This is a genomic window from Streptomyces sp. ITFR-16 (genome assembly GCF_031844705.1).
Taxonomy (GTDB): Bacteria; Actinomycetota; Actinomycetes; order Streptomycetales; family Streptomycetaceae; genus Streptomyces.
On the sequence record NZ_CP134609.1, the window covers coordinates 1,940,227 to 1,963,139 of the forward strand.

Genomic DNA, 22,913 nt, shown 5'->3' on the forward strand with positions numbered 1-22,913 from the left:
ACCGGACCTCAGTCGCAGTCGCGGCAGATCGGCTGGCCGTTCTTCTCGCGGGCCAGCTGGCTGCGGTGGTGCACGAGGAAGCAGCTCATGCAGGTGAACTCATCGGCCTGCTTGGGCAGAACCCGTACGGCCAGCTCCTCGTTGGACAGGTCTGCGCCGGGCAGCTCCAGTCCCTCTGCCGCATCGAACTCGTCGACGTCGACGGCCGAGGCCGTCTTGTCGCTCCGGCGTGCCTTGAGCTCTTCAAGGCTGTCCTGATCGACGTCGTCGTCGGTCTTGCGTGGGGTGTCGTAATCCGTTGCCATGTCGCTCTCCCCCTCTGGGTGTCTGCGTGTCTCAGCGCACGTAACGCGTGAGAGGCCGGACTTGTGCCCGACCTGAGGCGGAGATTTTGCCTCACATCAAGGTCTGTTACTCAATCGACACCCAAAAGGACCGCTCGAGAGTGATCGGCTTGGGTGGCGATGGGGACCGTACACGGTCCTGGCGGCGCTCTTTACCAGCGCCACCCCGTGTACTTCCCGTGATATTGACCCCCGAAAACCCCGATTTTCGGGGGTTTTCCGACAGGATCCCTGATCACGGAGCGTGGACGGGCGGATATTCGCTCCTGTGATCGATCACACACGGCCTCTCCGGGATCAGGTCCCGAAAATTCCGCTCAAAGCGAACAAAAATAATCCGCTCTTTTCTTGCCCGCCCCTGCCTGTCAGACGGGCAGTGAGACGCGCATCACAAGACCGCCACCCTCGCGGGGCTCCGCGATGATACGGCCTCCGTGAGCGCGCGCCACGGAGCGTGCGATCGACAGGCCGAGCCCCACCCCCTTGTCGCTGCCCGTCCGCTCCGTACGCAGCCGTCTGAAGGGCTCGAAGAGGTTGTCGATCTCGTAGGCGGGCACCACGGGACCCGTGTTCGAGACGATCAGCAGGGCCTGGCCCGGCATGAGCTCCGTCGTGACCTCGACCCAGCCCTCCTCCGGGACGTTGTAGCGCACCGCGTTCTGCACGAGGTTCAGCGCGATGCGCTCCAGCAGGACACCGTTGCCCTGGACGACGGCCGGAGCCAGCTCGACCCGCATCTCCACGCCCTTGGCCTCGGCCTCGCCCCGCGCCTGGTCGACGGCGCGCGAGGCGACCTCGGCGAGGTCGACGGGTTTGCGCTCGACGATCTGGTTGTCGCTGCGGGCGAGCAGCAGCAGGCCTTCCACCAGCTGCTCACTGCGTTCGTTGGTGGCCAGCAGCGTCTTGCCGAGCTGCTTGAGCTCGGGGGGCGCCTGCGGGTCGGAGAGATGGACCTCCAGCAGGGTGCGGTTGATCGCCAGGGGGGTGCGCAGCTCGTGCGACGCGTTCCCCACGAACCGCTGCTGGGCGGTGAAGGCCCGCTCCAGCCGGTCGAGCATGTCGTCGAAGGTGTCGGAGAGCTCCTTGAGCTCGTCGTCCGGGCCGTCCAGCTCGATGCGCCGCGAGAGGTCCGTGCCGGCCACCCGGCGGGCGATCCGGGTGATCCGGCCCAGCGGCGAGAGCACCCGTCCCGCCATGGCGTAGCCGAAGGCGAAGGCGATGACGCTCAGGCCCACCAGGGCCAGCAGGGAGCGGTTGAGGAGCGTGTCGAGCGCCTGCTGGCGCTGGTGGTTGACGCAGGAGTTCATCGCCGCGTTGACGGCGCTCGGTGAGCTCCCCTCCCCCAGCAGATTGCAGATCTCGCTGGACACATGGCCGTCGACGATCTTGAAGGGCAGCTCGCTGCCCACGTGCAGGGCCTGGGCGGCCAGCATGTAGATGATCGACAGCAGCAGGATGCCCGCGATCAGGAACATCCCGCCGTACAGCAGCGTGAGCCGTATCCGGATGGTCGGGCGCAGCCAGGGGTACGGGGGCTCCGGCTGCTTGGGCTCCCAGGTGGGTTTGGGTGGCGCCGACGCGGGCGGCGGGACGGTGGGCACGGGCCTCAGATCCGGTAGCCGGAGCCGGGCACGGTGACGATCACCGGGGGCTCACCGAGTTTGCGCCGCAGGGTCATGACGGTCACCCGGACGACATTGGTGAACGGGTCGGTGTTCTCGTCCCAGGCCTTCTCCAGGAGCTGCTCCGCCGAGACCACGGCGCCCTCGCTGCGCATCAGGACCTCCAGCACCGCGAACTCCTTGGGGGCGAGCTGGACCTCCTGCTCGCCCCGGAACACCTCGCGGCGGTTCGGGTCGAGCTTGATTCCGGCGCGCTCCAGGACCGGCGGCAGGGCGACCGTCGTACGGCGGCCCAGCGCCCGTACCCGCGCGGTCAGCTCGCTGAAGGCGAAGGGCTTGGGCAGATAGTCGTCGGCACCCAGCTCCAGGCCCTCCACACGGTCGCTGACGTCTCCGGACGCGGTGAGCATGAGCACCCGGGTGGGCATGCCCAGCTCGACGATCCGGCGGCAGACGTCGTCGCCGTGCACCACCGGGAGGTCCCGGTCCAGCACGACGACGTCGTAGTCGTTGACCTCGATGCGCTCCAGGGCCGCCGCACCGTCGTACACGACATCGACGGCCATGGCCTCCCGGCGCAGTCCGGTGGCCACCGCATCGGCGAGCAGCTGCTCGTCCTCCACGACGAGTACGCGCACGGCGCTTCCTTCCCTAAAGCTTCACAGCGGATCGGAGTTCGGGGCTCCATCCTGCCCGTAACGCGTATAAACCGGCGGTAAGACGGCGCGGCCCGACCTGCGGCTTCAGGGAATGAACCGGATTTCCGGGCCAGTTGAGGTTTCTCTGAGGGTGAGGCCGGGGAGGACGATTGAACACCCGCGATCACGTCTTGTATGTGGCGTGCCACAGGCCCCTCCGGCCCCGGAGAGTGCGTGATCACCCGCCCTACCGCTTCGGCGGAGGGAAACCCGGGCACACCCCCGTGCCACCGACCCACGATGAGGGGGCGCTTCATGGACGCTTTCACCGCAGGTCTGCTGCAACGCATCAAGACCACCGAGTCCGACCTCACGAAGGCCCGCGAGACGGGCGACGACTTCCTCGCGGACGTCGAGCAGGGCGAGCTGGACGACCTGCACCGCCTCGCCGCCGAGCACGGAGTCCACATCGGCGCCACGAGCGTCTGAGCCGCTACGGGGAAGGCCCCGCGCTGCCGTACAGGCAGCGCGGGGCCTTCCCCGTTCGTCCGTGCCCTCAGCGGCCGTCGTGCCAGGCGCCCAGTTCCTCCAGGAGGGCCTGGAGGGGTGCGAAGACCCCGGGCGACGCGGCCACCGTCAGCTCCCCGTCGGCGGGCCGTCCCGGCCGGCCGCCGGTGAGCGCGCCCGCCTCCCGGGCGATGAGGTCGCCCGCGGCCAGGTCCCAGGGGTGCAGACCGCGCTCGTAGTAGCCGTCGAGCCGGCCCGCGGCCACGTCGCACAGGTCGAGCGCGGCGGAGCCGCCGCGCCGGATGTCGCGTACCCGCGGGATCAGGACACGCGCCACGTCGGCCTGGTGCGCCCGGACGTCCGCGACGTAGTTGAAGCCCGTCGACACGAGTGCCTGGTCGAGCGGCGGGGCCGGCCGGCAGCGCAGGGCGGCTCCGCCGTCCCCGTACGCCCCGCCCTCGACGTGCGCGCCGCCGCCCAGGACCGCGTAGTACGTCTCACGCCGCATCGGGGCCTCCACGACGCCCACGACCCGCTCGCCGTCCCGTTCGGCGGCCACGGAGACGGCCCAGGTCGGCAGCCCGTAGAGATAGTTCACCGTGCCGTCGAGCGGGTCGATGACCCAGCGGACGCCGCTGGTGCCCTCGGAGCTGGCGCCCTCCTCGCCGAGGAAGCCGTCCCGGGGGCGGTGCTCGGAGAGGAATCCGGTGATCAGCTTCTCGGCGGCGATGTCCATCTCGGTGACGACGTCCACGGGGCTGGACTTGGTCGCGGCCACGCCCAGGTCGGCGGGCCGGCCGTCGCGCAGCAGCGCTCCGGCCCGGTGGGCGACGTCCCGGGCGAGGTCGAGCAGTTCGGCGAGCAGGGGGTCGGTCACGGCGCTCCCAAGGGGGTGAGGAGGTGCGGATCGGGGTCGGTGGCGGCGTTACGCGTACGGGCTGTCGGCGCCCGCGGCGGCCGGCCTGGGCGCCCGGGCGGGGCAGCAGCCGGCCGGGCAGAGGTCGTGACTCGCGCCGAGCGCCCCGAGCGCGCACCGCTGCGGCCCCCGGCCCTGTTCGGCGGCGGCCCGCTCCAGCACCAGGTCGCGGACCGCCGCCGCGAACCTCGGGTCGGCGCCGACCGTCGCGGAGCGGCGCACCGGCAGGCCCAGCTCGGCGGCCTGCGCGGTGGCCTCGGTGTCGAGGTCGTAGAGGACCTCCATGTGGTCCGAGACGAAGCCGATGGGGGCCATCACCACGGCGGGCACACCGTCCGCGTGGAGGGCCTCCAGGTGGTCGCAGATGTCGGGCTCCAGCCACGGGATGTGCGGGGCGCCGCTGCGCGACTGGTAGACGAGCCGCCAGGGATACGCCACGCCGGTCCGCTCGGCCACGGCGTCGACGATCAGCCGGGCGACGTCCAGGTGCTCGGCGACGTAGGCGCCGCCGTCGCCGTGCGCCTCGGCGGGGCCGGAGGCGTCCGCCGCCGAGGTGGGGACGGAGTGCGTGGTGAACGCCAGGTGCGCGCCGGCGCGTACGTCCTCGGGCAGGTCCGCCAGGGACGCCAGGACGCCCTCCACCATGGGCTCGACGAAGCCCGGGTGGTTGAAGTAGTGCCGCAGCTTGTCCACGCGCGGCACGGGCAGTCCCTCGTCCTCCAGGGCTGCCAGGGACTCGGCGAGGTTCTCGCGGTACTGCCGGCAGCCGGAGTAGGAGGCGTAGGCGCTGGTCGCCAGGACGGCGATGCGGCGGTGCCCGTCCCGGGTCATGTCGCGCAGGGTGTCGGTGAGATAGGGCGCCCAGTTGCGGTTGCCCCAGTAGACCGGCAGGTCGAGTCCGTGATCCGCGAAATCCTTGCGCAGCGCGTCGAGCAGCGCCCGGTTCTGGGCGTTGATCGGGCTGACGCCGCCGAAGAGGAAGTAGTGCTTGCCGACTTCCTTCAGCCGCTCCTCGGGGATACCCCGGCCGCGGGTCACGTTCGCCAGGAACGGGACCACGTCGTCCGGGCCTTCGGGGCCTCCGAAGGAGAGCAGCAGCAGGGCGTCGTAGGGAGCGGGATCGCGCAGATCGGACATGCCGTCGATCCTGCCACCCGTCCCCGGCGCCGTTCCCACCGACATCCGTCCCGGGGCGGGGCCGGAAACCCGCTGTCGGTTCCGGAGCCCCGCCCGTAAGCTGTATCGGCCACGTTCACCCCTGTACATCGCGCGTGATCACGCCGCACGGAGCTTCCTTGTCCAGTCCCTACCGCGCGATCTTCGCGGCCCCCGGCGCCAAGGGGTTCTCGGCGGCCGGTTTCCTCGGCCGGATGCCGCTGTCCATGATGGGCATCGGCGTGGTGACGATGGTCTCCCAGCTGACCGGCAGGTACGGGCTGGCGGGCGCGCTCTCCGCGACGCTGGCGATGGCGGCCGCGGTGATGGGCCCGCAGGTCTCGCGGGCGGTCGACCGGTACGGGCAGCGCCGCGTGCTGCGGCCGGTGACGCTGGCCGCGCTGGCGTCCGTGGCCGGTCTGCTGGTCTGCGCGCAGCAGGGGCTGGCGGAGTGGACCCTGTTCGTCTTCGCGGCGGGCGCGGGCTGTGTGCCCAGTGTCGGATCGATGATCCGGGCCCGCTGGGCGGAGATCTACCGGGGCTCGGCGCGGCAGCTGCACACCGCGTACTCCTGGGAGTCGATCGTCGACGAGGTGTGCTTCATCTTCGGCCCGATCGTCTCGATCGGGCTGTCCACCGCCTGGTTCCCGGAGGCGGGGCCGCTGCTGGCGGCCGGGTTCCTGCTGGCCGGCGTCTTCTGGCTGACCGCGCAGCGGGCCACCGAGCCGGTGCCGCATCCGCATGCCCGGCACACCAAGGGCTCCGCGCTGGGCTCGCGCGGCCTCCAGGTGCTCGTGGTCACCTTCGTGGCGACGGGCGCGATCTTCGGGGCGGTCGACGTGGTGACCGTCGCGTTCGCCGAGGAGCGGGGCAGCAAGGCGGCGGCGAGCCTCGTGCTGGCGGTGTACGCGCTGGGGTCCTGCCTCGCGGGGGCGGTCTTCGGCCTGCTGCACCTCAGGGGCCGGCCGTCCACCCGGTGGCTGGTGGGAGTGTGTGCGATGGCGATGAGTATGATCCCCCTCCAACTGGCCGGGAACCTGCCGTTTCTGGCCGTGGCGCTCTTTGTCGCGGGCCTCTTCGTCGCACCGACGATGGTCACCACCATGGCTCTCGTCGAACAGCACGTACCGCGCACCAGACTGACCGAAGGCATGACCTGGACCAGTACCGGGCTCGCCGTCGGTGTGGCGCTCGGCTCCTCGGCCGCAGGCTGGGTGGTCGACGCCTCGGGGGCGAAGGCGGGGTACGCGGTGCCCGCCGTGGCGGGAGCGCTCGCGGCCGCGGTGGCGTTCCTGGGGTACCGCCGGCTCAGTGGGCCGGTTCCTACGGAAGGGCGCGGGGAAGATGACCGACACCTACGCACGGACGACGACGAGCGCGTGGCGTAACTGGGCGGGGAACGTCACCGCCCGGCCGGTACGGACCGTGTCCCCCGCCTCCGTGGACGAGCTCGCCGAGGCGCTGCGCAGGGCCTCCGAGGACGGGCTGAAGGTCAAGCCGGTGGGCACCGGCCACTCCTTCACCGCGACCGCCGCCACGGACGGACTGCTGATACGCCCCGACCTGCTCACCGGGATCCGGAAGATCGACCGGGCCGCGATGACCGTGACCGTCGAGGCCGGCACCCCGCTGAAGCGGCTCAACACCGCGCTGGCGCGCGAGGGCCTCTCGCTCACCAACATGGGCGACATCATGGAGCAGACGGTCGCGGGGGCCACCTCGACCGGCACCCATGGCACCGGCCGCGACTCGGCCTCGATATCCGCGCAGATCCGCGCCCTGGAGCTGGTCACGGCGGACGGCACGGTGCTGACCTGCTCGGAGACCGAGAACCCCGAGATCTTCGCCGTCGCCCGGATCGGCCTCGGCGCCCTGGGCGTCATCACGGCGATCACCTTCGCCGTGGAACCGGTCTTCCTGCTCACCGCCCGCGAGGAACCGATGACCTTCGACAAGGTCACGGCCGACTTCGATCAGCTGGTGGCCGAGAACGAGCACTTCGAGTTCTACTGGTTCCCGCACACGGGCAACTGCAACACCAAGCGCAACAACCGGAGCGCGGGCCCCGCCGCCCCGCCCGGAAAGGTCAGCGGCTGGATCGAGGACGAGCTCCTGTCCAACGGGATCTTCCAGGTGGCCTGTTCGCTCGGCCGGGCGGTCCCCGGCACGATCCCCTCGATCGCCAAGCTCTCCAGCCGGGCCCTGTCCGCGCGGACCTACACCGACATCCCGTACAAGGTCTTCACCAGCCCGCGCCGGGTGCGGTTCGTGGAGATGGAGTACGCCCTGCCCCGCGAGGCCGCCGTGGAGGCGCTGCGCGAGGTCAGGGCAATGGTCGACCGCTCTCCGCTGCGGATCAGCTTCCCGGTGGAGGTGCGGACCGCCCCCGCCGACGACATCGCGCTCTCCACGGCCTCGGGCCGCGAGAGCGCGTACATCGCCGTCCATCTGTACCGGGGCACGCCCTACCAGGCGTACTTCACGGCGGTGGAGCGGATCATGACCGCGCACGGCGGCCGTCCGCACTGGGGCAAGGTCAACACCCGCGACGCCGCGTACCTGGCGGGGGTGTACCCCCGGTTCGGTGAGTTCACGGCCGTACGGGACCGGCTGGACCCGGACCGCCTCTTCGCCAACGACTATCTGCGCCGGGTCCTGGGCGACTGACCCTCCGGCCGCCGCACTCCCGCCGTCACTCCCCCGCGCCGGCGTCGGCCGGGGCCCGGTCCTCCTGGGCCGGAGCGTCGGCCGTGCCCGTCGGGTCGGGAGCCACGCCGGTCCCGCTGCCGGTCGGTGTGGGACTGGGCGCCGGGCCGGGGTCCGTGCCGCCGCCCGCGGAGTCCGACGGGGTGGGCGTGGGTGACGGACCGGTCGTCGGGCCGTCGCTCCGGTCCGGTTCCGGGGCCGTGCTCCGGCCGTCCTGCCCGCCGGTGCCCGGGGTCGCGGAGCCGTCGCCGTCGGCCGGCGTGGTGGCGTCACCGTCCGGACCGGTGTTGTCGGCCGGTGCCGGGTCGGAGTGCGTCCGATGGTGCTCGCCGCGCACGACGGAGCCCACGGTCGTCCCCTGACCACCGCTCAGGTCGTTCCCTGAGACCAGTTCGTACGTGGTGATCCCGGCCATCGAGACCACGAAGACCACCGCCGCCCCGAGCGCGGAGCGCTTCCAGCCGCGGATCCGGGTGCCGTGCGTGGTCGCCGGCGAGTACGCGTCGTCCCCGGCCTCCGGGACCGTGACCAGCTGCCGCGTGCCGTCGAGCGGCTCGATCAGCTGCGTACGGGCGGGGTCCTCGGGCACCTTGCGGAGCACCGTGGTCGCGTCCGCGTCCTTCAGCACCACCGGCGCACCCGTCTGCGGGTGCTTCACCACCTGGACGGTGACCTCGCGGATCTGCTCGCCCGTGCGGCGGAAGAAGTGCTGGAACACCGAGCCGCCGCAGGTGGCCACGATGCTCATCACCCCCGCGCCGAGGATCGTTCCGTACACCCCCAGCTGGGAGGCCGCCACCGCCGCGGCGACCGCCGCGACCGCGCTGCCCGCGACCTGCGGCAGGCTCAGGTCGATCCGCCTCTCCTTGGGTTCTATGCCGCTTTCCGGCTTCTGCACCATTTCCAGCCCTTGATTGACATCGCTCCCACCATGCAACAACAAGGGACATTTGAGCGAAGCGGATAGTTCCGGTTGCGGTGATTGTGTGAAGCACAACACCGGTGGCGGGGCTTTCGCGTGTGGGCGGGTAGGTCAACTCCCGCACCCGACGAGAACTTCGGCGGCGCGGCGGTCCACCCACATGGCCCGAATGGAGTACTGTGGCGAGCCCTGGGGCCGGACTCCCGCGTGGACGTCCGGAACCTTCGGGAGGGGGCCGAAGGAGGCACTCGATCCGGCGGCGCCGCATCACACGGGGGCCAGCTACACGGAGTGACCATCGGTTACTTTGCGTTGCGCAAGAGGCCACCGTGTCATACCGGCGATCAAGGGCTCACGCCCGACACGCCGGGCAACACGGCAATGTTGTGGCAGGCTGCACCCGGGCAGGCCACACTCGACTAGCGGAAGCAGCGACGCACGTGACGTCGGCAGGCACCACCCGGGAGGTCCCCATGCCCGAACTGCGTGTCGTGGCCGTCTCCAACGACGGCACACGACTGGTGCTCAAGGCTGCGGACAGCACGGAGTACACGCTTCCGATCGACGAGCGGCTGCGAGCCGCCGTGCGCAACGACCGCGCGCGGCTCGGCCAGATCGAGATCGAGGTGGAGAGCCACCTCCGCCCCCGCGACATCCAGGCCCGGATACGAGCCGGAGCGTCCGCGGAGGAGGTCGCCCAGTTCGCCGGAATCCCGGTCGACCGTGTCCGCCGCTTCGAGGGCCCCGTGCTCGCGGAGCGTGCCTTCATGGCCGAGCGGGCCCGGAAGACTCCCGTGCGCCGTCCCGGCGAGAACACCGGCCCCCAGCTCGGCGAGGCGGTGCAGGAGCGCCTCCTGCTGCGCGGCGCCGACAAGGAAACCGTCCAGTGGGACTCGTGGCGCCGCGACGACGGCACCTGGGAGGTCCTGCTGGTGTACCGGGTCGCCGGCGAGCCGCACTCGGCGAGCTGGACGTACGACCCGCCGCGCCGGCTGGTCCAGGCCGTCGACGACGAGGCCCGCTCGCTGATCGGCGAGACGGACGATGTCGCGGCGCCCGAACCCAGCTTCCCGTTCGTCCCGCGCATCGCCCGGCTGCCCCGCGACCGGCCGCTGGACCGTGCCCTCGACCGCCAGATCGAGCGCCCCGCCCCGCCGCCGCCCCCGGAGCCGGAGGAGCGCATCGGCGGGGTCACCGCGAGCGAGCGCGATTCGCTGACCAGCCTGCTGGAGGCGGTTCCCAGCTTCCGGGGCGACATGGTCGTGCCCGAGCGGCCTTTGCCGCCCGAGCCCCCGGCCATCGAGCCCGCGGTCCAGGAGCCGGAGGCCGAGGAGCCGCCCGCCGCGTCGGCGGGCGCGGGTTCCGCGTACGCGGACGTCCTGATGCCGCGCGCGGTCGCCGGTCACCGCGACCGGCTGACCGGGACCACGGACCGGCAGGCCGAGGCGGACGGGGTCCGGCCGGGCCGCCGGGCCGCAGTGCCCAGCTGGGACGAGATCGTCTTCGGCACACGCCGCAAGAAGCAGGACTGACCCGGGTGACGGCAGCATGACAGGGGTCCGTACGCACTCGCGTACGGACCCCTGTGCGCTGCCCAAACGGAACCGGCAGCGCCGGTTGCGCCGGGCGACCGATCGGTTACTGCGGGTCGGGCCCGGTCGCCACCGGGCGGGACTCGTCGCTCGACCACTGCGACCAGGAGCCCGCGTAGAGGGCGCCCGTGTACCCGGCGATCTCCAGAGCGAGCACCTGGTGCGCACCGGAGACACCCGAGCCGCAGTACACCCCGACCTCCGTGGCGCCCTCGGCCACTCCCAGTGCGGAGAACCGGGAGGACAGCCACTCGGCAGGGCGGAAGCGCCCGTCATCGGAGACGTTCTCGGTGGTGGGGGCCGACACCGCGCCGGGAATGTGTCCGCCGACCCGGTCGATGGGCTCCACATCGCCCCGGTAGCGCTCGGCGGCCCGTGCGTCGAGCAGCAGGCCGGTCCTGGCCAGCGCCGCCGCCGCGTCCGCGTCCAGCAGGGGCAGCGCGCCCGGAGCGGGGACGAAATCGCCCTCGGCGGGCTCCGGGATCTCCTTGGACAGCTCGCCGGTCCAGGCGGCGAGGCCGCCGTCCAGCACCCGGACGTCCCGGTGACCCGCCCAGCGCAGCAGCCACCAGGCGCGCGCCGCGGCCCAGCCGAGGCCGCCGTCGTACACGATCACCGAGCTGTCCCGGCGGACTCCGGCGCGGCGCATCGCGGCGCCGAATTCCTCCGGGTCGGGCAGGGGGTGGCGGCCGCCGTCGCCCGCCGGGCCCGCGAGTTCCTCATCGAGGTCAACGAAGACCGCGCCGGGGATGTGCCCGGCCTCGTAGTCGGGCCGGCCGTGCGGGCCGCCGAGCTGCCAGCGTACGTCCAGGAGCACCGGCGGACGTGGCCCCGCCGACTCGCTCGCACATTCGGATGCGGAGATGATGGGCTTCATGGGTGCCATCCTCGCGCAGGGGCCCGCCCATCCGTAACAACGGCGAAACGGCTGTACCGCGACAAACCGGACCTCCTCCGTCGAGATCCCGGAAAAAGCGGCGCGGCCGAGGCGCATCGTGCGCCGGGTGGTGCAAGCATCTGCACGGGGCGTACACATCCCGTACCGCACAACGGCGCGCCGGCCCCGTTCCCCCCGTACGGCCACCACGATGGTCCGAGGAGAGAGAGACGATGACCGAGGCTGCCGCTCGGCGTACACCCGGAACACCTTGCTGGGTGAGCCTGATCGTGCACGGCCTGCACACGACCCAGAACTTCTACGCCGAGCTGTTCGGCTGGGAGTTCGGGCCCGGCCCCGAGCAGCTCGGCCCGTACGTCCGGGCCCTGATCGACGGGAAGGAGGTCGCGGGCATCGGCCAGCTGCCCCCCGACCGGCACCTCCCGATCGCCTGGACCACCTATCTGGCCACGGACGACGCCGACCTGACCGCGGAGTCGATCCGCGCCTGCGGCGGCACGGTCGCGGTCGGGCCGCTGGACGCGGGAGAGGCGGGCCGGATGGCCATCGCCTCCGATCCGGGCGGGGCCGTGTTCGGGATCTGGCAGGCGGCCGCGCATCGCGGCACAGCACTGGCCGGGGCGCCCGGCACCCCGGTCTGGAACGAGCTGGTGACCCGGGAGACCTCGACCGTCGCCAAGTTCTACCAGGCCGTGTTCGGCTACGAGACCGAGGCGGTCGTCTCGGCGGACTTCGATTACCAGACCCTGCACATCCAGGGCAGACCCGTGGCCTCCCTGCACGGGGTCGGACACACCCTGCTGCGGGACCGCGGGCCGCACTGGATGACGTACTTCGAGGTCGCCGACACGGACGAGGCCGCCCGGCACGTCGTGGAGCTCGGCGGGCACGTCCTGCAACAGCCCAGGGAAGGGTCTGCGGGCAGGGTGGCGACGGTGGCGGACCCGGAGGGCGCGGTCTTCACGATCGTGTGCTCGGCCGAGCGCTGAGCCGTTCCCTCACCGGCCCGGGGTTCGCGCCCCGGGCGCCTTGGCCGTGATCATCAGGCCGGCGGCCAGGCAGGCGAGCACCATGCCGCCGACCGCCCACCAGAGGGAGGTCGTGTAGGCGCGCAGCAGTGACGCCCTTGTGTCGCTCTGCGAGGCCACATGGCTCAGCTCGGTGGCGAGGACACTGCTCAGCAGCGCCGAGCCCAGGGTGATGCCCAGCTCGCGGCCCGCCAGGACCGTGCCGGAGCGCACCCCGGCGAGCCCCGGGCCGGCGGCGGCCGTCGCGGTGGCGAGGAGCGGCATGAAGGACATGCCGGTGCCGAAGCCGGTGAGAAGCAGGCCGGGCAGCACGTGGGTGGCATAGCCGCCGCCGGGTTCGAGCCGGGTGAGGACCACCAGGCCGACGGTCATGACCGCCAGTCCGCCGACGATCAGGACGCGGGGCTCTGCCCGGATCAGCAGACGGGCGGACACCTGCGTGGCGCCGATGACGGCCGCGGCGGCCATGGGCAGCAGGGCCGCGCCGGCCCTGGCGGGGGCGTAGCCGAGGACGTCGAGCAGGAAGTGGTTCACGGCCACGAACGAGCCCATGGTTCCGGAGCCGGCCAGGGCGATGACGAGGAAGCAGCCGAGGCGGTCTTGGCCCGGGGTCCGCGATGCCCCGGCGAAGGAGTCCGCCCGCCCGGCGTGCCACAGGAGGAAGGCGCCGAGCAGGAGTGCGCCCCCGGTCAGGGCGGCCAGGACCAGCGGCACGGTCCAGCCGTCCGATCCGGCCTGGGTGAGACCGTAGCCGAGGGCGACGAGACCGCCGGTGCCCACCAGGACGCCGCCCGAGTCGAGCCGGGCGTCGGTGGGCTCCGGGCGTTCGTGCACCAGGGCCGCCGCGCCGATCAGGGCGGTGACCGCGAGGGCGGCGACCGCGTACAGGCTCAGGCGCCAGGTCGCGCTCTCCATGAGCCATCCCCCGGCGAACAGGCCCAGCGCCGAGCCGCCGCCGGCGGTCGCGGCGTAGATACCGATGGCCCGGTGCCGCTCCTCCGGGTCGGTGAAGCCCGTCGTCACCAGGGCCAGCGAGGACGCGGTGAGCAGCGCGGCGAAGGCGCCCTGCAGCAGGCGGGCGAGGATCAGCAGGTCCTCTCCGCCGGCCGCGCCGCCGAGCGCGGAAGCCACCGCGCATCCGGCGAGGCCGATGAGGAAGGTGCGACGGCGTCCCGTCCGGTCCGCGATGTGCCCGCCGAGCAGCAGCAGCCCGCCGAAGGAGAGCGTGTAGGCCATGAACAACGGGCTCAGGGCGTCGGCGCGCATCCCCATGTCGGCCTGGAGGACCGGCGCCGCCAGGTTGAAGGACGTCACGTCGAGCAGCACCAGCAGCTGCGCCAGGACGATCACCGCAAGACCCCACCAGCGCCGGGGGTGCGGCGGCGCCGGGTCCCCGGGGTGGGCGGCCGCCGGGAAGCCGGACCAGGTGCCCGGGGGCGTCGGCGGTCCGAATCCCTGCGGTGTGCCGAACGGCGACGGCGCCGTCGGGGCGTAGGCGGGCGGCGGGGGCGCGGTCTGCGGGCGGGCGGTCTTGACCAGCGGGTCCGGCCGTGCGGGCGGGGCGTCCACGGGCAGGTCGGGGGCGTAGTCCAGCAGTTGGGCCGCGTGGCGCCCGAGCTGGGCGAGGACCACGCCCGGCAGCCACTCGGCCGTCGAGTCCTGCGCCGTGCGGGCGGCCACCTCCTTCGGGGTGGGCCGCTTGGCCGGATCCTTCTCCAGGCAGGCGCGTACGAGGTCGAGCAGTGAGGCGGGCACGCCGGTGAGGTCCGGTTCGTCCTCGGCGATCCGGAAGAGGTGCGCGGGCAGGCCGGTGTCGGCCGCGCCGAAGAGCAGGCGTCCGGTGGCCGCGTGGACGAGGACGGCGCCGAGGCAGAAGACGTCGCTGGCCGGGGTGAGTTCGAGGCCGCGGACCTGTTCGGGCGACATGAAGCCCGGGGACCCGATCAGCATGCCCGTGCGGGTGTGCAGGCTGTCCCCGGCGAGGCTGTCCATGGCCCGGGCGATGCCGAAGTCGATGACCCGGGGCCCGTCGACGGTGACGAGGACGTTGGAGGGCTTGAGGTCGCGGTGGATCAGGCCCGCCGAGTGCACCGCCTCCAGGGCGAGGGCGAGCCGGTTGGCGAGGACACGGACCGAGTGCTCGGGCAGCGGGCCGAAGTCCTTGGCGACGACCGTGGTCAGGTCGGGGCCGGGGATGTAACGCGTCGCCACCCAGGGGACGGCGGCCTCGGGGTCGGCGTCGAGCACCTCCGCGGTCCAGCTGCCGCCGACCCGGCGCGCGGCGGCGACCTCGCGGGCGAAGCGCGGGCGGAACTCCTGGTTCCCGGCGTACTCGGCCTGCACGACCTTGACGGCCACGGTACGGCCGGCCTCGGAGCGGCCCAGATAGACCAGGCCCATGCCTCCTTCGCCCAGCCGGGAGATCAGACGGTACGGGCCGATGCGGGCCGGATCCTGGGAGGTCAGCGGGTTCACGGAAGCAAGATAGTCCAACTGTCCGAGACGGGACGGTGATCCGCCGAATCCCCGCCGCAAGCCCGGTCGGCTCAGGCGGAATTGACCGGCAGCACGTCGGGCGAGAGCGCGCCGGCACGGGCGGCGGCGCTGGTCATGCGGCGGTTGTGGTGGCGCCGGCACAGCACCTCGTAACCGATCTCCTCCACCGGCCGGTTGACGTCGCCGACGACCACCTGGGCCCCCTCGACCACCATCTCCCCGCCCACCGTGCGGGCGTTGTGGGTGGCGCGGGCGCCGCACCAGCACAGCGCCTCCACCTGGAGGGCCTCTATCCGGTCGGCGAGCTCGATCAGCCGCTGCGAGCCGGGGAAGAGCCGGGTGCGGAAGTCGGTGGTGATGCCGAAGGCGAAGACGTCGAGCCCGAGGTCGTCGACGACCCGGGCCAGCTGGTCGATCTGCTCGGGGGCGAGGAACTGCGCCTCGTCGACGATCACATAGTCGGCCTTGCCGCCCTTGGACAGCAGGTCGACCAGATACCCGTACATGTCCATGCCCTCGGTGGCCTCGACCGCCTCGGTGACCAGGCCGAGACGCGAGGAGAGCTTGGCCTCCCCCGCCCGGTCGTCCCGGGTGAAGATCACGCCCTCCAGGCCGCGCGCGGACCGGTTGTGGCCGATCTGGAGGGCCAGCGTGCTCTTTCCGCAGTCCATCGTTCCGGAGAAGAACACAAGCTCGGGCATGAGGGGTCGAGCACCTTTCGGGACGGGCTGCGGGGACGGCGGGACGGGACGGCAGGGTCTACGAGCGTACTTCGAGGAGCGGGACGAGCTGCTCGACGGGGGTCATCGAGCCGTGCATGCCGACCATGGCGGACTCGTGGGGCTCGTTGACGGATGCGGTGATCACCACGTCGTCGCGGGCCGCCGCGACCACATCGCCGATCCTGCCGTGCACCCGTTCGTCGATGCGGGGGCCGAACCAGCCCGCCGCGACGGCCTCGTCACGGCTCGCGACCCAGAACTGCTCGCCGAGCACCTCGCGCCAGACGGTCAGCACATCGGCCTCGGCGCCCGGGACGGCGTACACATGGCGGGCGCGGCCCTCGCCGCCGAGCAGCGCGACGCCCGCGCGCAGCTCCCAGTCCTCGTCGAAGTCGATCCGGGACTGCTCGTCGAAGGGGATGTCGATCATCCCGTGGTCGGCCGTGATGTAGAGCGCCGAGCGCGGCGGAAGCTGCTCGGCGAGGCGCCGGGCCAGCCCGTCGACGTACATCAGCTGGCCGCGCCAGGCGTCGGAGTCGACGCCGAAGCGGTGGCCCTTGCCGTCGACCTCGCTGTAGTACGTGTAGACGAGCGAGCGGTCGCCGGCGGCCAGCCGCTCGGCGGCGGTGTCCATCCGCTCCTCGCCGGTGAGCCGGCCGAGGAACGAGCCGCCGCTGAGCGCGACCTTGGTCAGCGGGGTCTGCTCGAAGGCGGGGGCGGAGACCTGGGCGGTCCGGACTCCCGCCGCGTCGGCGCGCTGGAAGACGGTGGGGTAGGGCTGCCAGACCTTCGGCGCGGTCCAGGGAGTCCAGCGGAGCTGGTTCATCAGCGCGCCGGTCTCGGGGTTGCGGACGGTGTAGCCGGGCAGGCCGTGCTCGCCGGGGGGCAGTCCTGTGCCCACCGAGGCGAGCGAGGTCGCGGTCGTGGCGGGGAAGCCCGCCGTGACCGGGCGGCCCGTGCCGCCGCGCGAGGTCGGCAGCAGGGAGTGCAGGAACGGGGCCTCGTCGGGGTGCGCCTTGATCTGTTCCCAGCCGAGACCGTCGATCAGGAAGACGCAGTTGCGGTCGGCCGGGGTGAGTTCGGGAATCGTCGCCTCGAAGCCGGGGACGCCCTGCCCGGCGGCCAGCGTCGGCAGCAGGTCGGCGAGCGAACCGCTGCCGTACTCGGGTACGGGCGCGGTGTCGACGGGCAGCAGGACGGGGTCCTGCCAGGCCGGCTGGGCCATCAGCGGCCGGCCGCCGCGGTCGCGGCCGTGGCCTCGGAGAGCGCCTGGGCGAAGGCCAGGGTCTGGCGCACGGTGTCCGGGCCGTCGCCGGCCTCGCTGACCCGCAGGCTCAGGTCGTCGGCGGTGGAGCTGCCGGTGTAGCCGTGGTCGGCCTCACAGTTGGGATCGCCGCAGGCGGCGGGCTCCAGGTCGATCCGGGAGACCGCGCCCCAGCCGATGGTCAGGACGACCTCGCGGGGCAGCGTGCCCGGGACGTACTTCTCCGGGTTGGCCACGACCCGGCTGACCACGACCGAGGAGATCCGGTCGAGCTTGACCGACTCGGTGGAGGTGGTGGCGTAGGGCGTCGGGGAGCTGGTGTCGGCGTTCTGCTCGTCGGTGTGGCTGACGATGAAGCGGGTGTCCGTGAGCACCAGGACCGTGACGTGCCGGCGCACCTCGTTGGAGTCGAAGGTGGTCTCCTGGTGCACCAGGTACGAAGCGACCGGCTCACCGCCGACGGCGGCCTCCACCGCCTCGGCCACGAGGGCCGGGTAGTAGCCGCTGCGCTCGATCGCCGCGCGCAGCCCCTGGGTCGTCGTACCGGTCTTAGCCATACGCACCATCCTACGGGGGGCGGATGGCTGCCGGGGACGCCGCGGGGCCCCCGTACCGGCGGGGTCCAGGGGGACACGAGCGCGGCCGCGTCAGTAGTTGGAGAGGCGGCGGGGGCCGAGGTCGGTCCGGGCCGGCGGCGCCGCGAGCCGGACGCTCGCGCCGAGGACGGTCAGCCCCTGGGTGGCCACCACGACCGGTTCCAGGGCGACCGAGACCACCTCGGGGTGGTCGTCGACCAGCCGGGAGACCCGCAGCAGCAATTCCTCCAGCGCGGCGGTGTCCACCGGCGCGGAGCCGCGCCAGCCGAACAGGACCGGGGCAGCGCGGATGGAGCGGATCAGCTCGGCGGCGTCGCGGTCGGTGGCCGGGACCAGGCGGTGGGCGGTGTCGCCGAGGAGTTCGGAGGGCGCGCCCGCGAGGCCGAAGGAGAGGACGGCACCAGCGGCCGGGTCGATCGAGGCCCGGACGACGGTGTCGACGCCGCGCGGGGCCATGGCCTGGACCACGGGCCGGAGCTCGGCGGGCTTGCCGAGCAGGGCGGTCAGTTCGGCGTACGCGCGGCGCAGCGCGCTCTCGCCGTCGAGGTCCAGCCGGACGCCGCCGAGGTCGGCGCGGTGGCGCAGATGGGGGGCGGTGGTCTTCAGCGCGACCGGGTAGCCGAGCTGTCCGGCCGCCGCGACGGCGGCCTCGGCGTCGGGGGCGGGCAGCGTCGGCCGGACGGTGATGCCGTAGCAGGCGAGGAGTGCACGGGCCTCGTCGTGCTCCAGGGGCCGGCCGCGCGGATCGGGGTCCTTGCCGAGCAGGGCGTCGATCCGGGCGGCGGCACCCGGCGCGTCGATGGTGTCGTCGAGGAACTCGGGCACCTTGCCGGGGACCGCCGCCTGGCGGCGCCACTGGGCGTACTTCACGGCTTCGGCGAGCGCGCGGACGGCGCGTTCGGCGGCGGGGTAGGCGGGGATACGGCCGACCGCGCGGGGGATCGCGGCGGTGTCCGCGGGCTCGGCGGCTTCGGCGGCTTCGGCGGTTGCGGCAGTTCCGGCGGGGGCGCCCGGGGGGCGTGCCGGGGCCGGGCGCTGCTGGGCCACGGTGCTGGTGGCGGCGGCCAGCGCCTCGGCCAGGCCGCCGATCTCGACATGGACCACGGCCACCGGCTTGGCCGGTCCGGTGGCGGCCGCCGCGTGCAGCGCGGTGGCCAGGACCTCGCCGTCGCCCGACTCCGCCTCGCCGTTCTCCCCCACCCAGGGGATGGCCGTCACGATCACGGCGTCGCAGCCCCCGTCGGCGAGCGCGGCGGCCAGCGCGTCCCGGAAGTCCTGCGGAGTGGCGGCCGTGGTGAGGTCGACGGGCGGGCGCGGGCGGAGCCCCTCGGCCAGGCAGGCGTCGTACGTGAGCAGCCCGAGGGACTCGGAGTTGCCGAGGATCGCGACGCGTCCGCCGGCCGGGAGCGGCTGGTCGGCGAGGAGGAGCCCGGCGTCGACCATCTCCGTCACCGTGTCGACGCGGATCACGCCGGCCTGCCGCATCAGCGCGGAGACCGTGGCGTCCGGGATGCGGCTGACGGGGACCGCGTGGCCGGGCGGGGTGGAGCCGCTGTGCCGGGCGCCCTTGACCACGACGACCGGCTTCACGGCGGCGGTCCGGCGGGCGAGGCGGGTGAACTTGCGGGGGTTGCCGAGCGACTCCAGGTACAGCAGGGCGACATCGGTGTCCGGGTCCTCGTACCAGTACTGGAGGAAGTCGTTTCCGGAGATGTCGGCGCGGTTGCCCGCCGAGATGAAGGTGGAGAGGCCCGCGCCTCGCCGGTAGAGCCCGGACAGCAGGGCGATGCCGATCGCGCCGGACTGGGTGAACAGGCCGATGCGCCCGGAGGCGGGCCGCTCCGGCGCGAGGGAGGCGTTGAGCCGGACCGCCTCGGAGTTGTTGATGACACCGAAGGCGTTGGGCCCGATGATGCGCATGCCGTACGAACGGGCCTGGCGCACCAGTTCGCGCTGGCGTTCGCGCCCCTCCGCGCCCCACTCGGCGTATCCGGCGGAGAGGACCACCAGGCCCTGCACGCCGTGCTCCCCGCAGTCCGCGACGGCCTCCGGCACCCGGTCGGCGGGGACGGCGACGACCGCGAGGTCCACGGACTCGTCGATCTCGCCGAGGGAGCGGTGGGCGGGGACCCCGTCGATGGTGGCCTGGTCGGGGGCGATGGCGCTGTTGACGGCGTAGGCGCGGCCGGTGAAGCCCGCGGCCAGGAGGTTGCGCAGGACCGTGCGGCCGACGCCGCCGGGGGTGCGGCCGACGCCGATGACGGCGACGGAGCCCGGGGCGAGCAGCCGCTGCACCGAGCGCGCCTCGGCGCGCTGTTCGCGGGCGCGCTGGACGGCCAGGGACTCGGCGGTCGGTTCGAGGTCCAGGGTCAGATGGACGGAGCCGTCCTCGAAGCTGCGCTGCTGGGTGTACCCGGCGTCCCGGAACACCTTGATCATCTTGTTGTTGGCGGGCAGCACCTCGGCGGCGAAGCGCCGGATGCCGCGCTCGCGGGCGACGGCCGCGATGTGTTCGAGCAGGGTCGAGGCCACGCCCCGGCCCTGGTGCGCGTCCTGGACGAGGAAGGCGACCTCGGCCTCGTCGGCGGGGGCGGAGGCGGGCCGGCCGGTCGCGTCGATCCGGTCGAAGCGGACGGTGGCGATGAACTCGCCGCCCACGGTGACGGCCAGTCCCACCCTGTCGACGTAGTCGTGATGGGTGAAGCGGTGGACGTCCTTGGCGGAGAGCCGGGGGTAGGGCGCGAAGAAGCGGTAGTACTTCGACTCGTCGGACACCTGCTCGTAGAAGCTGACCAGCCGGTCGGCGTCGTCCGTGGTGATCGGCCTGATCCGCGCGGTGCCGCCGTCGCGGAGCACCACGTCCGCCTCCCAGTGATCGGGGTAGGCGTGATGCGGACTCTGCTCCGGAGAGGGCTGCATGGGCCAAGCCTACGGCCGCCTCACGGGTCGCGTGGGTGCCGGGGCCGGGGCAGTCTGAGGGTGGCCGGCCGGTGGTGCGGGGCGGGCCGGGGACGGCCCGCGGGTCGGCCCGGAGCATCGCGCACCCCATGAGAGACTGGTCTAGACAACCATTGATTCGTGAAGGGCAGAACCATGGCTGAGCGCCGCGTCAACGTCGGTTGGGCCGAGGGCCTGCACGCCCGCCCCGCTTCCATCTTCGTCCGTGCCGCTACGGCCTCCGGCGTCCCCGTCACCATCGCCAAGGCGGACGGCAACCCGGTGAACGCGGCCTCCATGCTCGCGGTGCTCGGCCTCGGCGCGCAGGGCGGCGAGGAGATCGTGCTCGCGTCCGAGGCGGACAACGCCGAGGCCGCTCTGGACCGTCTGGCCAAGCTGGTCGCCGAGGGGCTCGAGGAGCTTCCGGAGACCGTCTGATTCGAGGCGGTCGCGACCGCTCGGATTTCTGCGAAGAAGCCGCGGCACCCCTGAGGGGTGTCGCGGCTTCTTCGTTCACACAAAAGGCGCGGCCTGCCCGACGGAATTCGGGCAGCCGAAAGAAAGCCCCGCGAAATACCCGCTCTTTGTATACGGGGGCATTGTTAAAGGCGGCCGCTCGGGGTGTTTACGGAATGTTGCGAACTCCTCACCCGGCCGGGACGGGCGGCGGCCTCCGGGCGGCCCGGGCGGCGCAGCCGGTGGGCGGCGGTGGCCCGCTCGGCGTGCTGGGCGGCGAGGGCCCTGGCGCGGTCCGCGTCCCCCCGGGCCACGGCGTCCACGATGGCCCCGTGCTCGGCCCAGGAGTCGGCGGGGCGGGCCGGCTGGTCGACCGCGTACATCCAGGCGATCTTGTGCCGCAGCTGGGTGAGCAGGGCGATCAGGCCCGCGCTGCCCGAGGCCTGGGCGAGCGTCTCGTGGAACCAGCCGCCCAGGGAGCGCAGATCCTCCCCCTCGCCCCGGCGGGCCCGCTCCTGGCCCAGCCTGACCAGGCCGCGCAACACCTTGAGGTGCGCCTCGGTGCGGCGCTGGGCGGCGCGGGCCGCACCGAGCGGCTCCAGCAGCATCCGGACCTCCAGGAGGTCGGCGGCCTCCTGCTCGGTCGGCTCGGCGACACAGGCTCCGGCGTGCCGGCGGGTGACGACGAAACCCTCGGACTCCAGGGTGCGCAGCGCTTCGCGGACCGGGACCCGGGAGACCCCGTAACGGCGCGCGAGCACCTCCTCGGTGAGTCGGCTGCCGCGCTCGAAGACACCGGAGACGATGTCGTCACGGATTGCCGTGCATACCGAATGCGCCGGAATGCGCATGTCCGAACCTCCGCATTAATCCCCGCGAAACGCGGCCGATCGACGCCTGCACCGTGACTCTATTGCAATGCGGACGCATTTCCGATGCCGGGTGGAAATTCATGAATATCTTTTGGTCACGGACCCGTTCGGCGACAGGTGAGGCCGAGTGCCCGGCGCGGCGGGCACGACGAAGGCCCCGGCGTGGTGCCGGGGCCTTCGTCGTGGGGTTCCGTGGGGGGAAGCTTCGGGCCGGTCAGACCGTGACGCCGTGCGCGCGCAGGTAGGCGACGGGGTCCATGTCGGAGCCGTACGAGGGCGTGGTGCGGGCCTCGAAGTGGAGGTGCGGGCCCGTGGAGTTGCCGGTGGAGCCGGAGAGCCCGATCTGCCGGCCCGCGCCGACGCTCTGGCCGACGGAGACACCGATGGAGGAGAGGTGGCCGTACTGGGTGTACGTGCCGTCCGCCATCCGGAGCACGATGTTGTTGCCGTACGCGCCGCCCCAGCCGGCCTCGACGACCGTGCCGGAGCCGACCGCGACGACGGAGCTGCCGGACGCGGCGTGGAAGTCGATGCCGGAGTGGCTGCCGGAGGACCAGAGCGAGCCGCTGGACTTGTAGCCGGTGGTCACGTACGAACCGGCGACGGGGAGCCGGAAGGACGCGCCCAGGGCGGTGCGCGCGGTGGAGCGGGTGGCGCGCGAGGCGCTCTCACGGGCCTTCTCGGCGCGGGCGGCCTTCGCCTTGGCCTTCGCCGCCGCCTTGGCCTTGGCCTCGGCCTTCTTCTTCGCCTCGGCCTTCTTCGCGGCCTTCGCCTTGGCTTCCGCCTTCTTCTCGGCGACATCGGCCTGGTGCTGCTGCACGTCGGCCTGCGCCTCGATCCGCTCGGCGAGGGTGTTCTCGATGGTGATGATCTGCGAGAGACCGGTCTCGCCTGCGGAGGGGGTCCCGGTGTCCGCGGCGAGGGCCGGGGAGGCCAGCCCGCCGATGACGCCGGTGGTGGCGAGAGTCGCGATGCCGACAGCCTTCGCGCCGCGGCGCGTCAGACGGTTCGGGGCACGGTGCTTCCCGGTGGCACGGGTGAACGCCATGGGGTGGCTGGTCCTTTCCTTCCTTCTCGCCTACCGGGTTAGCTGACGGGTTCGGAGCAGGAAGGTCTCCTACGGATGCGCCGGCCTCGCACGAGGCGCGGGCGTCCGATTCACCCCAGGGACTGCGTGGGTCCCCGGCTCCCCAGGCTCGCGCCTGACGGGGACTCGGCGATGGCTGCCCGGTATGGCACGGA

Annotated in this window: 20 protein-coding genes and 1 riboswitch; of the genes, 6 read left to right on the forward strand and 14 right to left on the reverse strand. The window is 72.7% G+C overall.

The window, feature by feature from the left end:
* Positions 1-8: 8 nt before the first annotated feature.
* The 3 genes from RLT58_RS08575 to RLT58_RS08585 form a co-directional block, all read right to left on the reverse strand.
* Entirely contained in the window at positions 9-305 is a 297-nt protein-coding gene (locus RLT58_RS08575; RefSeq protein ID WP_003965732.1) for a DUF4193 domain-containing protein, read from the reverse strand.
* Positions 306-709: 404 nt separating this feature from the next.
* Positions 710-1,945 carry a sensor histidine kinase gene (locus RLT58_RS08580; RefSeq protein ID WP_311309807.1) on the reverse strand — a complete coding sequence of 412 codons (1,236 nt, stop codon included), beginning with the start codon at positions 1,943-1,945 and terminating at the stop codon, positions 710-712.
* A gap of 5 nt (positions 1,946-1,950) precedes the next feature.
* Entirely contained in the window at positions 1,951-2,604 is a 654-nt protein-coding gene (locus RLT58_RS08585; protein ID WP_311309808.1) for a response regulator transcription factor, read from the reverse strand.
* A 315-nt stretch (positions 2,605-2,919) separates the two neighbouring features.
* Here RLT58_RS08585 and RLT58_RS08590 point away from each other — a divergent pair, with 315 nt between their 5' ends.
* Positions 2,920-3,093, forward strand: a complete 174-nt coding sequence (locus RLT58_RS08590; RefSeq protein WP_311309809.1) for a flagellar hook-basal body complex protein FliE — start codon at positions 2,920-2,922, stop codon at positions 3,091-3,093.
* A gap of 67 nt (positions 3,094-3,160) precedes the next feature.
* Here RLT58_RS08590 and RLT58_RS08595 read toward each other — a convergent pair whose 3' ends face one another.
* Together RLT58_RS08595 and RLT58_RS08600 are read right to left on the reverse strand one after the other, a co-directional pair.
* Positions 3,161-3,988 (reverse strand): inositol monophosphatase family protein, encoded by an 828-nt coding sequence (locus tag RLT58_RS08595; RefSeq protein ID WP_311309810.1) that lies wholly within the window; start codon positions 3,986-3,988, stop codon positions 3,161-3,163.
* A 48-nt stretch (positions 3,989-4,036) separates the two neighbouring features.
* Positions 4,037-5,164 carry a ferrochelatase gene (locus RLT58_RS08600; protein WP_311309811.1) on the reverse strand — a complete coding sequence of 376 codons (1,128 nt, stop codon included), beginning with the start codon at positions 5,162-5,164 and terminating at the stop codon, positions 4,037-4,039.
* A 158-nt stretch (positions 5,165-5,322) separates the two neighbouring features.
* Here RLT58_RS08600 and RLT58_RS08605 point away from each other — a divergent pair, with 158 nt between their 5' ends.
* Together RLT58_RS08605 and RLT58_RS08610 are read left to right on the forward strand one after the other, a co-directional pair.
* Positions 5,323-6,570, forward strand: coding sequence for an MFS transporter (locus tag RLT58_RS08605; protein WP_311309812.1), 1,248 nt, complete (start codon positions 5,323-5,325; stop codon positions 6,568-6,570).
* Complete coding sequence (locus RLT58_RS08610) at positions 6,527-7,849, forward strand: FAD-linked oxidoreductase, L-gulonolactone oxidase family (protein WP_311309813.1); 1,323 nt, start codon at positions 6,527-6,529, stop codon at positions 7,847-7,849. Before RLT58_RS08605 ends, RLT58_RS08610 begins: the two co-directional genes overlap by 44 nt.
* 25 nt (positions 7,850-7,874) lie before the next feature.
* On the opposite strand, the gene RLT58_RS08615 is transcribed toward RLT58_RS08610, so the two are convergent.
* Positions 7,875-8,789, reverse strand: coding sequence for a hypothetical protein (locus tag RLT58_RS08615; protein ID WP_311309814.1), 915 nt, complete (start codon positions 8,787-8,789; stop codon positions 7,875-7,877).
* Between the two features lie 494 nt (positions 8,790-9,283).
* Between RLT58_RS08615 and sepH the strand changes: the two genes are divergently transcribed.
* On the forward strand, positions 9,284-10,342 hold the full coding sequence (gene sepH, locus RLT58_RS08620) for a septation protein SepH (protein ID WP_311309815.1): 1,059 nt from the start codon (positions 9,284-9,286) through the stop codon (positions 10,340-10,342).
* Positions 10,343-10,448: 106 nt separating this feature from the next.
* Here sepH and RLT58_RS08625 read toward each other — a convergent pair whose 3' ends face one another.
* Positions 10,449-11,279 (reverse strand): sulfurtransferase, encoded by an 831-nt coding sequence (locus tag RLT58_RS08625; RefSeq protein ID WP_311309816.1) that lies wholly within the window; start codon positions 11,277-11,279, stop codon positions 10,449-10,451.
* 233 nt (positions 11,280-11,512) lie between these two features.
* On the opposite strand from RLT58_RS08625, the gene RLT58_RS08630 reads away from it, so the two are divergent.
* The gene (locus RLT58_RS08630) at positions 11,513-12,289 is read left to right on the forward strand and encodes a VOC family protein (RefSeq protein ID WP_311309817.1); all 777 of its coding nucleotides are present in this window, start codon (positions 11,513-11,515) and stop codon (positions 12,287-12,289) included.
* A 9-nt stretch (positions 12,290-12,298) separates the two neighbouring features.
* Here RLT58_RS08630 and RLT58_RS08635 read toward each other — a convergent pair whose 3' ends face one another.
* The 5 genes from RLT58_RS08635 to RLT58_RS08655 all read right to left on the reverse strand — a co-directional run bounded on the left by RLT58_RS08635 (position 12,299) and on the right by RLT58_RS08655 (position 20,325).
* Complete coding sequence (locus RLT58_RS08635) at positions 12,299-14,803, reverse strand: MDR family MFS transporter (RefSeq protein WP_311309818.1); 2,505 nt, start codon at positions 14,801-14,803, stop codon at positions 12,299-12,301.
* Between the two features lie 71 nt (positions 14,804-14,874).
* Entirely contained in the window at positions 14,875-15,525 is a 651-nt protein-coding gene (locus RLT58_RS08640) for a thymidine kinase (RefSeq protein WP_311309819.1), read from the reverse strand.
* A 58-nt stretch (positions 15,526-15,583) separates the two neighbouring features.
* A complete protein-coding gene (locus RLT58_RS08645) occupies positions 15,584-16,771 on the reverse strand; it encodes an alkaline phosphatase family protein (protein WP_311309820.1) in 1,188 nt (395 codons plus the stop codon).
* Positions 16,771-17,367 carry a DUF5998 family protein gene (locus tag RLT58_RS08650; RefSeq protein ID WP_136327834.1) on the reverse strand — a complete coding sequence of 199 codons (597 nt, stop codon included), beginning with the start codon at positions 17,365-17,367 and terminating at the stop codon, positions 16,771-16,773. Before RLT58_RS08650 ends, RLT58_RS08645 begins: the two co-directional genes overlap by 1 nt.
* Positions 17,368-17,457: 90 nt before the next feature.
* A complete protein-coding gene (locus tag RLT58_RS08655) occupies positions 17,458-20,325 on the reverse strand; it encodes a bifunctional acetate--CoA ligase family protein/GNAT family N-acetyltransferase (RefSeq protein WP_311309821.1) in 2,868 nt (955 codons plus the stop codon).
* Between the two features lie 174 nt (positions 20,326-20,499).
* Between RLT58_RS08655 and RLT58_RS08660 the strand changes: the two genes are divergently transcribed.
* A complete protein-coding gene (locus tag RLT58_RS08660) occupies positions 20,500-20,781 on the forward strand; it encodes an HPr family phosphocarrier protein (protein ID WP_018520603.1) in 282 nt (93 codons plus the stop codon).
* Between the two features lie 164 nt (positions 20,782-20,945).
* On the opposite strand, the gene RLT58_RS08665 is transcribed toward RLT58_RS08660, so the two are convergent.
* The gene (locus RLT58_RS08665; RefSeq protein WP_311309822.1) at positions 20,946-21,650 is read right to left on the reverse strand and encodes a GntR family transcriptional regulator; all 705 of its coding nucleotides are present in this window, start codon (positions 21,648-21,650) and stop codon (positions 20,946-20,948) included.
* 235 nt (positions 21,651-21,885) lie between these two features.
* Positions 21,886-22,719, reverse strand: coding sequence for a M23 family metallopeptidase (locus tag RLT58_RS08670; RefSeq protein ID WP_311309823.1), 834 nt, complete (start codon positions 22,717-22,719; stop codon positions 21,886-21,888).
* Between the two features lie 13 nt (positions 22,720-22,732).
* Positions 22,733-22,900: riboswitch (cyclic di-AMP (ydaO/yuaA leader) on the reverse strand.
* Positions 22,901-22,913 lie beyond the last annotated feature (13 nt).